Genomic DNA, 12,705 nt, shown 5'->3' with positions numbered 1-12,705 from the left:
CAGAAAACCTCCCTTTTTATTTACCCGCCATCCATTTGCGGACGAGTCATCCCTTAACCGAGCCTATTAAGACTCCTTTTGCAAAGTGCTTTTGCAGGAACGGATAGATGATCAGAATTGGAATGGTGCATACCACGATAACAGCCATCTTAATAGATTGCTCCGGCGGCTTTACAAAATTTGGATCCATATTACTCATATCCCCTGCAGCCGATTGAGACAACATGACAATCTGTCTCAGCATGACCTGCAACGGCCACTTGGCTGGATCATTAATATAGAGCAGCGCCTGGAAGAAGCTATTCCAATGGGAAACGGCGTAAAACAATGTAAAAGTTGCGAGCACTGGCTTGGACAGAGGCAGAATGATTTTCCATAACATCCCCAATTCGGTGCAACCGTCAATCTTGGCAGCCTCTTCAAGCTCTGGAGGGAGTTCTTGAAAAAAATTCTTAATAATAATCAGGTTAAAGGCGTTTATAGCCCCCGGTATGATCAAAGCCCATAAGCTATCCAACAGATGCATTTCTCGGACAACGAGATAAGATGGAATCATTCCGCCGCTGAACAACATGGAGAAAATGACCAGATTCAGCAACGTATTGCGACCAACCAAAGTTCTGCGGGCCAAAGGATATGCCATTGTTACGGTAAATATCAGATTAACGACTGTCCCAACAGATGTTATAAATACCGACACCCATATACTTTGAAGAATCGTATCCGTGGAAAATACATATTCATATGCCGAGAGAGTGAAGGTTTCCGGAATGAGGAAAACCGCTCTCTTCGTGAGCTCTGCATCGCTGGCAAAGGAACCTGCGACGATGTAAATAAAAGGAAGAACCGCAACCAAGCCGTATATAGCAAGGAAGATGTAATTAACACTATCGAATAGAGTCCCGGAAACCGTCTTATAATGTCTGGCCATTGAAGCAATCTCCTCCCCCTTAATATAAACCGGACTGGCCGAATCTCTTCGCAAGCCAATTGGTTCCAAGCACAAGAATGATTCCGACAACGGATTTGAACAAACCCACCGCGGTGCTATAACTAAACGCGCCTTGCGTGATGCCAACCATATACACGTAAGTATCGAATACTTCCGCTACACTCCGATTAAGAGGGTTTAATAACAAATAAATTTGTTCAAAGCCATTATCAAGAACATTGCCCATCCGAAGAATCAACAAAATGACAATGGTGCTCCTTATGGATGGAAGCGTGATATGCCACATCTGCCGCCAGCGATTAGCTCCATCCATAATGGCTGCTTCATATTGCTCAACATCCACGCCAGCTAATGCTGCAAGGAATATGATCGTTCCCCAACCGCTCTCCTTCCAAATCGTCTGAACGATAATCATGGGACGGAACCACTCCGGCAAGGTCAGAAAATCGATTTTATGTCCGATTTGCTGATTCAGAAACTCATTGACAACTCCGCCTTCCGTCGTCAGGAATACATAAGTCAAGCTAGCAACGATTACCATAGAGATGAAATGCGGAACATAAACCAGCGTTTGAATCGTTCTCTTAAAGAAAGAAAGCCGGATTTCATTCAGGAGCAGAGCCAGTATAATGGGTGCAGGAAAGTAGAAAATTAGATTATAGAAAGATAAGATCAAGGTGTTCTCAAGCAGCATGCCGAATTCCGGGTTAGCAAATAAGATGCGGAAATGCTCCAGTCCTACCCACTCGCTTTTGCTAAAACCCAAATAAGGCTGATAGTTTTTGAAAGCGAGCAGGACTCCCCACATCGGCAAATATTTGAATACCAGAAAGTACAACAACCCAGGAGTCAGCAATACATACATCCATTTATCACGGAGCATTTGGCGCAGCTTACTGTTTCTTTGATAGTTGTGAATCTTTATCACTGCCGGTTTCATAGCTATTTTCACCACCTTTCAGCCTCCGACATTTTCTCGTCTCGAGCGATGTGGTTTTATTATGAAACGGCATTCAATTTCCAACAAGGGGATTTTCTTGAAACTGCTATACCCCAATGATTACGCTCTTGTTATCAAAATGTACTACTACATCCGGAAAGTGCAACGATGCCAAACCATTATTCGACCATCATGACGACCCTGAATCCAGTGCCCGAAGTTTTGGCGTCGATGCCATTGGCGTTGCGATAGGTTGAGCGAACCATCGTAAAGTCATCTCCCCAAGCTCCCCCGCGCAACACTTTTGAATCACCAGAGGCTTTGCCCTGCGGGTCGGATGCTTTCTCTTTCGCATAAGGAGCCCCATACCAATCCTTGCACCATTCTTGAACATTTCCATACATATCGTAAAGCCCCCATGCATTCGGTTCCTTCTGACCAACTGGATGAGTTTCATCATTGGAATTTCCCTCAAACCAGGCATAATCGCCCAACTTGGACTCCGTATCACCGAAATGCCATCGGGTGTTCGTTCCGGCTCTGGCGGCATATTCCCACTGCGCCTCCGTAGGCAAAGCAAACTCACGATCCGTTTTTTCTTGAAGCTTATTTATGAAAATTTGAGAATCCTCCCAGCTGACACGATCTACAGGCCGTTTTCCCCCTTTGAAAGTACTTGGGTCATTGCCCATCATTGCCACCCATTGCTCCTGGGTAACCTCATAAATTCCAAGATAATACGGTTGTGAAATCGCAACTGGATGTTCAGGCGCTTCATCCTCCTCAGCAACAGAAGAGCCCATTGGAAAGGTTCCTGGTTCTATCAGAACAAACTCCATATTTATGCCTTTTCCAATATCCAAACTAACGTGATGCGGCAAATCTGTTGCGCCTTCAGCAATCCCTTGATGATTGCAAGCTAAAAGAACGAACGTCCCTATGCCCAAGCATGCGAGTAGAATGAACAGCGTATATTTGATTTTCATTCCTATCCTCCTTCTAGCCCTAAGGCATTAAAAAAGAGATGACTCCTGTTCGGTACAGAAGTCATCGAGTATAATCCGTCGTTTCACTTAATTGATATAAAAGTCTGAAAGCTGTTCATCTGTAAGCGGATATCCCGGTTTATCTTCAAATCCCTTTACATAAGCTCTCAAGGTTTCTTTTTCTTGTGCAATATCTGTATTAAATCCGATCTCCCCATCCATGACATTCAGTTCCGCTACATCCACTTTCGTTGTCCAATTCGTGTATTCTTCTGGTTGCTTACTGCTTGTTGTTAAATATATAGCTTTGAGTCCTACTCCATCTTCTCTCGCCCAAACATTAAAGTCATGCAAACCCGCAGCGTCAATTTGTATTTGCCCTGCATTGTTCCAGACGTAATCCACAGACTGTTCAAGATAATTCTGTGTAAATTGATAGTGGTCGTCTATCCCCACATGGATAGAATTGCTGTATCCATCAATCGCCGTAGATTGCACCCACACATGATAGGTTCCCGCTTGATCAAAGTTGACGTTATACGATAGCTCTGGGCTATGTCCATTAAGATTTGCTGTATCTGTCCAATATTTCCCTTCATCAGGAAGAACCTGTAAGGCTACATTCTGCTCAGTCCAGCTAATATTATTATCACCTGAAATAATAGCGGCATCTTCGGAAGCCTCGACTGCCAAGTCGGTTGTGAATGTAACCGTTTGTTCACCTTCAAGCGTGTTATCAATTTGTTCATTCGCGTACGCAGTGCCTTTTAGCTCTCCATTTGCTTTATAGACCTCAACAATTCCTCTGCCATAAGTTGAAAAGTCGCCTTGTTTCGTTACCTTCATCGCTACAATCTTCCCATCAGTATCTTTATCAATAGCGTTTATAACTAACGGGAATGGAGCAGCTGTCGTTTCATACGGCTGAGGATAAGCGCTGTTCGGAGCAGGCCCTAAGTTTGTTATAGAAGCGGGAACCATATACGGCGTTTCATTTCTTGCGCCCTTTAGTAATTTAGCCAATACTTTGGCTTGTGGGGTATTATGATTCGTATGAATGATAGCCTCAGCGCTTTCGATGAACATGTTTGCAAAGTGGTCAACTCCAGCGTCATTCGGATGCGTGCCGTCTACAGTTCCGCCTTGAATGCCTCGGAAATAATAATCTGTACTCTCAGCTCCTTCACCCAGCGATTCACAAAGCTGAGAATACCATTCCAGCGATGGTTTATTAAGATCGACAAATGCAATATCCTTTGCGCCAGCAGCAACTCTTTCATCCACATACTGTTTTCCTATCGCAGAAAACCCTTCCAGTGTCGAAGTCCACTCATTGGTTGAAGCATCGTATTGATAAGCCCTATGTCGATCAATTGGACCGACAACGATGAAATTCGCTCCTTTTTGGTGAACATAATTATAATAATAGGAAATCCCGTTATAGTATCCTGTCGGGCCATCGGTTTTGTGATTGTGACCAAACTCAAAATAGACATAATCTCCAGGTTGAATGCGGTCTTTAAACTGATCGAAATGCTTCCTGCTTGTATAATCGTCCAAACCGCTTTCTGCATGATTCGATACGGCAATATCCGGACCCATATATTTGGACAGAGCCGCGCCGACGCCAGAATAATTTTGCAGCCTAAAGTAAGGGAGAGGCGCAGTCTGATCATTCACTGTGGAGTCTCCTAACACCCAAAGCGTTTTACCCTGCTTCAGCTGTGAAATCTCTGCAGAAGCAATGGCAGCGTTCTCACCGTTTACGGCAATATTCAGCATCTTATCGATGTAGGTTCCCGTTACTTTTGAATATACATTTTGAACATTAACATTAAATTCATAGGAAAAGCGAGCGCCCGCGGGAATTACCTTTTCGGTTAAAAGCATATGCCTTTTTTCTGAAAATAAATTGATAATGGCATCCTTGCTTGGATCAGCGCCGGTTAATGTTACTTTTACCTTATAATAGGTATTCGGGGCCACGCTTACTGCAAAACGAATAGGCATATCTGATTCTGTTACCGCTACCGCGTCATCGTTAGCCTTAACCTTCTTATGAGGTTGATTTGTTACATCCTGCAGCTTGATTTCTTGTCCAGCTTGCATGACAAAGCCGTCGCTTCTAGAATCCTCTAGGTAACCGTTAGGACCCAATCCTAGAAAACCATAGCCTTTATCTTCTGTATAAGCCGTATCCGCCGATACACCAATATACCCTTTTGCTTCGTTTTCTGCAGAACCAAAATCAAATTTAACATGTTCGGAATCGAAATCACTCTCACTATCGATGCTGGCTTTGTCAGCGAGGTATCCTAAACCGTTTTCATAGAGCCGGCTCGATTCCACCGGAAGCATAAATGTAACATCAGGCAAACTGCCATCTGCTTTTCTAGGCGCGGATAATTGAGACGTGTCCAGACTTACAAAGTCTTCATCATTAATTTCCAGCCCGCCGTCTATGGTCCAGGAATTATTCGTTATTTTTTCGGCAGAGCTTTCGCTATTCGCTACTAATGTACCGCCATAAGAAATGTTATTATGCAAGATCTCTCTATAGCCAGGAATGTTGTTAATATCGGTTTGACTGACTCTCTCTAGCATATTGAAGTTGGCATTTCCATTATTGTAGGCTGTGTTGTTCGTCCAGGTCGCTGATTGACCCGGCTGATGATTCGCGTAAAAACCGTTGGCTCCGTTATTAACGGATAAGCAATATTGTACGGTATGAACGGGCATCGGATCAGGAAATCCGGATGTCCGATAGGAATATCCGCCGACTTTGAACCCATTCTGATCGCCGATTCCGTCTTGATTCCCCCTGTTATTGAATGACCAGCTATGGTCATAGAGTACGGGGGCATGTGAACTGATGCTGTCAAACCCATCGTCGCTGTTGTTCCAAGCACGGTCGTTGATGAACGAAACTGAATTGGCGTGAGCGCCAAAGCCATCGGTATTAGAGGCCGATGTGTCCGTTGGTCCAATATTGTTATACGCATCGCTGTCTCGCACCGTGCCGGAGCCGTATCCCGTATAGTAGAAGCCAATTGCTTCATTATCATGGGCAACTACATGCTCAATCGTGGCCTGCCCCCTGACTCGGAAGACCTCGGATTGCTTTTGATCGCCTACTTTAACGCCAGTCACATCAAACCCTTTGAATTTCAGGCCCGTTACTCCATCCGCTACAAAAAAAGCAGCCACACGCAAATTTGTCGGAACATTCTCGAAATTGAATACAGGTCTTTCATCGCCAGGGTAAGCTTCGTAGGAAATACCGTCCTTATTGAAATGATTCACATAATTATAATTGCTGTCGGTTTTTGCAATTTGAAAATCATGATACTCTCCCCCGCGAATATACACGGTATCTCCGGAAGAGGCCGCTGACTGTGCCTGCATCAAGCTTTGGAATGGAGCACTTTCTGATCCCGAATTGCTATCGTCGCCATTTGGAGCGATGTAATAGTTTGCAGCATATACGGAATGCGAAATAACGAATGCTGCAGCTAAGCTAAATGCCGTTGCAACGAAGTATTTCATGATTTTTCCCAATTTCACTTCCTCCTTTTTTTTGTAACAGATTGTTTTTCTTTTTGTCATCCAGAAGTCAAATACGTTCCTCACCTCCATTTTTTGCATGCGCTTTCAATAATATTTGTTCATTGACACCTATCTAGCTGCTAGCGCTGCGAGCTTTATTATGTATGGCCATCTGATTTCCAGCAAGAGGACATTCTTATACCCGTTTCATCTTGTTAGATTAGGGCATAGATCAAAAAGTACTATTGCATCTCGAAAGTGCAATCTGGGCAAACAGCGAAGCAAATGAAAAAAACTAGAGAAACGCTTGGACGCAGTCCTTGCATTTTCCAGTCTTTCATTTTGTATAGGCCGAATCGGCAATTGCCATATCGTTTCATTACATCGAGGCTTTCCAGTGCTCTCGGTACTGCCCCGGCGTCATTCCTGCAATCTTGCGGAATGAGCGGATAAAATTGGCGGAATTATTGTATTGCAGCCTCTCTGCAATCTCCAATACTTTCATATCGGATTCCTTGAGCCACTTTTTTGCCATATCGATTCGATATTGCGTCAAATAATCGCCGAAGTTAATTCCGGTTTCTTGCCGAAACACACGGCTTACATAATGTGGATGATAGTTAATCCGAGCGGAGCATTCCTCGAGGGTGAGTTCCGAATCGAATTCTCTCTTTATGATATCCATAACGGCATCGGAAATTTGCTTGTATTGGGATTCGCGCCGCGAGCCAAGCTCCTGCAGATACGGATGTGCGAAATTCATCCAGAACCAAGTCTCCATCTCCATCTTATCTCTAATCTTAAATAAGGATTGAATCAAAGCTGCCTCGTCTTCCCCAAGGTGATCCATTGGTATTTGCAATTCCTGTCCGAATTTGAGCAAGTCAACCAGCAGTCGAACCACAGACAACTGATAATCCGCATGTTGATGCTCAGGTTGGAACAATTCTTCAATAAACGAATGCAAGTCCGTCGCCGATTGCTCTTCATTGCCCGAACGGATCGAGTCGAATAAAGCTTGTTCCCCAGCATGCGGGAATAAGTAATGATTGATTTTCTGAGGCTGCACATCCTCAATGAACAGAATCGATTCCTGACCTAATCCCACCCTGTATTTCAAAGCTGTCATCGCTTCGTGGAGAGCCTGTTGCGAATCTGAAATTTGCTGAAAAGCACGACTGATTCCTATGCTGACCTTGATATTCAAATATTGATAGACGGCCTTTTGAATCTCATCGCAAAGATTAAACACAATTGATTTGAAATTCGAATTGTCCGAGCCTAGCAAGGTCACTTGATAATCCGATAATACGATCGGACTGAGCCTCTGCTCAGGCACAACAAGCTCACCGACGATATTGCCGATTGCGAACATGAGCAAATCGCGATTCGCTTCTTCAAATCTGGTGTTCTTAAGAGAATCGATCTGAATCGCTACAACAATCATAGATGACCATAATTGCTCTAATCCGTAGAGACTAAGCTTTTCTTCGAACTCGGCGACGGGAATCGTGCCGCTTAACAGCTTATGCATGAAGAATTCCTTAAGCTGAATCTGTTGTCCCTTGAGCTCATTCATAATTAAGGATTGATTGCGTATCAAATAATCGACGCGTTCCCCAATGACCTGAAGCTCGCCGTTCGCCTCCGGTTGATCGCTTGTAACAGGAATGCTCTTAAGCGCGGAATAAAGCGATTGGATGGGACGGTACATCTTATTGGAGCCGAACCAGGCTACAAGCAACGTCACTAACAGAATACTTACACATACTAGCAGAGTGATCCAGCCGATAATTTTGTTCTGCGCATTGACTTCGTCGTTCGAAGCGATGGATACATAGCTCCATCCGTTGTACGTTGATTTGCGATAAGTAACGGTTACATCTTCTCCGTTCTGTTTCGCTGCGTACTGCCCCGATAGTTCTTTCGATTCCAAAGCAGGCGTCATATAAGATTGATCCAGCATGCTGCTTCCAAGAATCTTTCTATCCTTATGCACAATAACTGACGAATGGCTGTCCAGGATAAACGCGCTTCCGAGCTTACCGTTCAGGAAAGCGTCCATCTCCTTCATAACCTCAGAAGATAGCACAACACATATAATGCCGGTTGGATTGGTCGAATTAATCGGATACTTCTTCACGAAGTAGACGGATTGGTAGGACTCCGGCAAATCCTTCGCACCGCTTGTCCAGAACGAGCCTGCCTTATAAAGCGAGAACGCTTCAAGCTGCGGCCTGAACGCAGGATCACTATATTCATTAACGCCTTCGCTAGAAACGATCCAATTCTTGCTTAGACTATATAAGAAAACATCCTTAATTCCTAGTTCGTATGTCTGAATACGAGATATGCCTTCATAAAGCTCGTGCACCAATTGAAAATCATATTTGGTGATATCGGACTGAAAAGCTCCGGTCACGCTGGGAGACTGCAGAAGCTGTGTCGCTGAATTATCAATGGTTTTTAAGGTTTGCTCGGCGCGCATTTGCATTTGCTGCAGGAGCAATTTGTTGCCTGCATTCACTTTGTCCTGCACAGTCTGAGAGGAATTATAGTAGGCGAAAGAGCCGAGCAGAATGACGGGAACCGTGCCGATCACAATGGACAACAACATAAGCTTCATCAGATATGACGGGGATCGCAGCTTCATAAAACCTCCCTCTCCGCAGTAGTTTAAAGCAACTCCAAGTGTACACGAAAATTCCATCTCAAGCTATGACGGAATGAAGGGAAAGAGGCGTCACCTCTTCCCCTGTGATTCATCTATTACTTTGACAGCTTGGCATATTCCGCGTTCATTTCTTCAATGACCTTGCTGCCACCGCTCTGCAACCATTTGTCTATTGCTTGATTCCATCCGGCTTCATCCACAGAACCCATAATGAATTTGACGGTCGCATCGGCAATGATCTTCGAGATCTCTTTCCCCTTCTCAATTTCGGTGTTCGAAATGAAAGGAGCTGCGGGATTTGGCACCGCAAATGTGGCATTGTCTTGGAATAGCTTTGTGCTAAGCTGCTCAAGCTCCGTACCATAATTGACAACCTGATCTTGAAGGATCATGAATTGATTGCCATCCGTTAATTCAGCTCTAACCTTCGTATCGTCATTCTGAGTATATTCGCCATCCTTAATGGTATAATGCGTGCCTTCGATGCCGTATTTCATCAAATTCTGAATATCCTTCTCGGACACTCGATCGAAGAAACTAAGAATTCGTTTAAGTTCAGCTTCTGTCTTCACACTGGTCTTCGGAATCATGAACATACCAAGGTATCCTGCGCCCGCCCGCGTTCGATCGCCCATTGGCCCGGCGATTCGATTCAACAAATTAATTTCAGCATCTGGATCTACTTTCTTAATATTATTTTCAATGTTCTTGCCATCCAGCATATTATCAATCCACAGACCCGCTTTGCCTTTGTACATGACCGATCTTCCGTCCTGAACAATAGCAAAATCCTGATTGATTAGCTTCTCATCGTATAGCTTTTTGTAAAATTTCAATGTGTCCATATAAGCATCCGTCATGTGAGCTGGAATCAGCTTCCCGTCTTTAAGCTCCCATTCATTGGGGCCTCCCATATATACCAATATATCCTTAAAGCCGGCGATGTTGTTGCCTTGCATGCCGACTGACAGTCCGATCGTATCCTGTTTCCCATTCTTGTCGGGATCATCTGTCGCGAACGCCTTCAGCACATCATACAGCTCATCCAGGTTTGTTGGCGCTTTCAGATTCAAGTTGTCCAGCCAGTCCTGGCGAATCATCAATCCGAAGCGAGCGAGATCGCGTTCTCGGTACACGCCATAAATTTTCCCGTCAATCGAAATATTGTTAAGTACGATATCCGACATTTTGCTGAGGTTTGGATAATCCTTCAAATAGGGGCCAACCTCCCAGAACATGCCAGATCTTGCGGCATTAACGATGAAGGATGCCTTCGGTTCCAGGGCTACAAAGGTTTGAGGCAGTTCGCCTGATGCCACAGTAGCGCTAAGCTTATCTGTATAAGTAGTGGAGGGCACCCAGGAGAGGGAGAGTTTAGTGTTGGTTGTTTCCTCCAGCTTCTGCAGCACGGAGCTGTCCGCCGGCATTTGCTCGGCGCTCCACGTCGGCACCATCATACTTAATTGAAGTGTGTCTGAGCCTTGATCTGCATTTGTTGCGTTTTCATTCGTGTTCTTCCCCTTATCTGCGCAAGCTGTAATCGTAAGCGCAATGGCAAGAAGCAAGATTCCAGCTTTCGCAATTCTTTTCTGTCCTCTTTCGAACATGTTGAATTCCTCCCTTTTCGCTTTAATCATTATATCTTCATCCCTTGACCGAGCCTAGCAATACCCCTTTGGCAAAGTGCTTCTGCAAAAACGGATATACAAGAAGAATCGGAAGGGTTGAGACCACTATAACCGCCATCTTCACCGATTGCTCCGGCGGAGCGACATAATCTGCTTCCATAGCCGTGGAATCCCCGATTCCGCCGGAAGCCAAGATAACAATTTGACGTAAGAGCACTTGAATCGGCCATTTGGTATTGTCGTTAATATACAACACCGCATTGAAGAAGGTATTCCAATGCCCTACCGCATAAAATAACGAAAAAGTCGCAATAGCCGGCATGGATAAGGGCAGCACAATTCTTAAGAATATTCCGAGATCATTGCAGCCATCGATCTTGGCCGACTCCTCCAAACCATCGGGAAGCTGTTGGAAGAAGTTACGAATAATAATGAGATTGAATGCGCTGATTGCGCCCGGAATTAATAGAGACCAGTACGTATCGATCATTCCGAGTTGTCTTACAACCAGGAAGGTAGGAATCATTCCACCGCTGAACAACATTGTGAATACAACGAGCATTAGAATCGGTTTGCGGAAATCCATATCCTTGCGAGCAAGCGGATAAGCCATTAGACAGGTGAAGAATATATTAATCAACGTTCCTACAACCGTAATGTAAACCGTAACAAGTAAACTTCGAACCAGTGTCTGGGTTGAGAAAATATACTTGTAGGCATCGAACGAAAACTCCGTTGGAAATAAGATAAAACCTCGCTGCAGCAGCTCCTTCTGCGTTGCAAACGATCCGGCAACCACATAAATAAACGGAACAATTGTCATCAAAGCAAACAGGAGCAATATTGCGATATTGAGACCGCTAAACATCTTTCCTCCCCAGCTTTCCTTGATTGGCATGTTGCGATCTCCTCCCTAGTAAATTCCTTCTTCACCGAATTTCTTCGCCGAATAATTAGCGATAACAACCAGAATTAATCCGACAACCGATTTGAACAAACCAACCGCCGTACTGAAGCTGTACTGTCCTTGACTAATGCCCACGGAATAGACATACGTATCGAACACTTCTCCCACATCGCGATTCATCGCATTTAACATTAAGAAAATTTGTTCAAAACCATTGTCCAGAAAATGCCCTAGACGAAGGATAAGCAGAATAATGATAGTGCTGCGGATAGCCGGCAACGTAATATGCCACATTTGGCGAAAGCGATTTGCCCCATCCATTCTTGCAGCCTCATAAAGCTGAGGATCGACGCCAGACAGCGCAGCTAAAAAAATGATTGTACCCCAGCCCGTTTCCTTCCACACAACCTCGGCAGTAATCATCGTTCTGAACCAATCGTTGCTGATGAGGAAATTGATTTTCTCTCCACCCATCTGCACCAATAATTCATTGGCAATGCCGCCTTCCGTTGTGAAGAACATATAAGCGATTCCGACTACGACCACCCAAGACATGAAATGCGGAATATAAATTAACGTCTGGATAAATCGCTTTATTATCTCTCTTCTTAGTTCATTAAGCATGAGTGCGATAACGATAGGCAGCGGGAAGAAAAACAAAATATTGTACGCAGCAAGAATTAACGTATTTCGAAAAAGAATCAGAAAATTGGAATCGTTGAACAATCGATCAAAGTGCTTGAGCCCCACGAATGGACTGTCCCAGAATCCTAAAAATGGTTGATAATTCTTAAACGAAATGAAGATGCCGTACATCGGCCAATACTTGAAAATAAGAAAATACAACAAACCGGGAAATACCATAAAATAAAGCCAGCGATTGCGGAGCAATCTTCCAGGGAGTATCGATGATGATCGTAGGGCAGACCTTTCCGTTATTTGGACTTTCAGGCTTTTCTGCATGGGGACCCTTCCTTTCACATGTCATGACCAAATGGATAGCCTCATCATATCGAAGGTCCCGATTACGGTCGATAGTCCTGAATTAACTAGATCGAAAACCGGGGGCAGC

Annotated in this window: 8 protein-coding genes; all 8 read right to left on the bottom strand. The window is 44.4% G+C overall.

Going from position 1 to position 12,705, the window contains the following annotated elements:
- Window positions 1–46: 46 nt before the first annotated feature.
- Window positions 47–931 carry a carbohydrate ABC transporter permease gene (locus tag HFP08_RS07245; protein WP_168119879.1) on the bottom strand — a complete coding sequence of 295 codons (885 nt, stop codon included), beginning with the start codon at window positions 929–931 and terminating at the stop codon, window positions 47–49.
- A gap of 19 nt (window positions 932–950) precedes the next feature.
- Entirely contained in the window at window positions 951–1,892 is a 942-nt protein-coding gene (locus HFP08_RS07240) for an ABC transporter permease (protein WP_168119878.1), read from the bottom strand.
- Between the two features lie 179 nt (window positions 1,893–2,071).
- Entirely contained in the window at window positions 2,072–2,878 is an 807-nt protein-coding gene (locus HFP08_RS07235; protein WP_168119877.1) for a formylglycine-generating enzyme family protein, read from the bottom strand.
- A gap of 87 nt (window positions 2,879–2,965) precedes the next feature.
- On the bottom strand, window positions 2,966–6,436 hold the full coding sequence (locus HFP08_RS07230) for a right-handed parallel beta-helix repeat-containing protein (protein ID WP_240941153.1): 3,471 nt from the start codon (window positions 6,434–6,436) through the stop codon (window positions 2,966–2,968).
- Window positions 6,437–6,803: 367 nt separating this feature from the next.
- Window positions 6,804–9,077 (bottom strand): AraC family transcriptional regulator, encoded by a 2,274-nt coding sequence (locus HFP08_RS07225; RefSeq protein WP_168119876.1) that lies wholly within the window; start codon window positions 9,075–9,077, stop codon window positions 6,804–6,806.
- A 116-nt stretch (window positions 9,078–9,193) separates the two neighbouring features.
- Window positions 9,194–10,705, bottom strand: a complete 1,512-nt coding sequence (locus HFP08_RS07220; RefSeq protein WP_168119875.1) for an extracellular solute-binding protein — start codon at window positions 10,703–10,705, stop codon at window positions 9,194–9,196.
- Window positions 10,706–10,742: 37 nt separating this feature from the next.
- Window positions 10,743–11,624 carry a carbohydrate ABC transporter permease gene (locus HFP08_RS07215; protein ID WP_168119874.1) on the bottom strand — a complete coding sequence of 294 codons (882 nt, stop codon included), beginning with the start codon at window positions 11,622–11,624 and terminating at the stop codon, window positions 10,743–10,745.
- 15 nt (window positions 11,625–11,639) lie between these two features.
- Window positions 11,640–12,596, bottom strand: coding sequence for an ABC transporter permease (locus HFP08_RS07210; RefSeq protein WP_168119873.1), 957 nt, complete (start codon window positions 12,594–12,596; stop codon window positions 11,640–11,642).
- Between the last annotated feature and the right edge of the window lie 109 nt (window positions 12,597–12,705).

It is taken from the genome of Paenibacillus sp. HB172176 (assembly GCF_011947265.1).
In the GTDB taxonomy this organism is placed as follows: domain Bacteria; phylum Bacillota; class Bacilli; order Paenibacillales; family Paenibacillaceae; genus Pristimantibacillus.
Note: the sequence above shows the minus strand (reverse complement) of the source record. Positions and strands in the feature narration are given on the sequence as shown.

Coding starts and splice junctions, on each gene's coding strand:
- HFP08_RS07225 (WP_168119876.1), bottom strand. CDS start 9,077: ATGAAGCTGCGATCCCCGTCATATCTGATGAAGCTTATGTTGTTGTCC.
- HFP08_RS07215 (WP_168119874.1), bottom strand. CDS start 11,624: ATGCCAATCAAGGAAAGCTGGGGAGGAAAGATGTTTAGCGGTCTCAAT.
- HFP08_RS07240 (WP_168119878.1), bottom strand. CDS start 1,892: ATGAAACCGGCAGTGATAAAGATTCACAACTATCAAAGAAACAGTAAG.
- HFP08_RS07245 (WP_168119879.1), bottom strand. CDS start 931: ATGGCCAGACATTATAAGACGGTTTCCGGGACTCTATTCGATAGTGTT.
- HFP08_RS07210 (WP_168119873.1), bottom strand. CDS start 12,596: ATGCAGAAAAGCCTGAAAGTCCAAATAACGGAAAGGTCTGCCCTACGA.
- HFP08_RS07220 (WP_168119875.1), bottom strand. CDS start 10,705: ATGTTCGAAAGAGGACAGAAAAGAATTGCGAAAGCTGGAATCTTGCTT.
- HFP08_RS07235 (WP_168119877.1), bottom strand. CDS start 2,878: ATGAAAATCAAATATACGCTGTTCATTCTACTCGCATGCTTGGGCATA.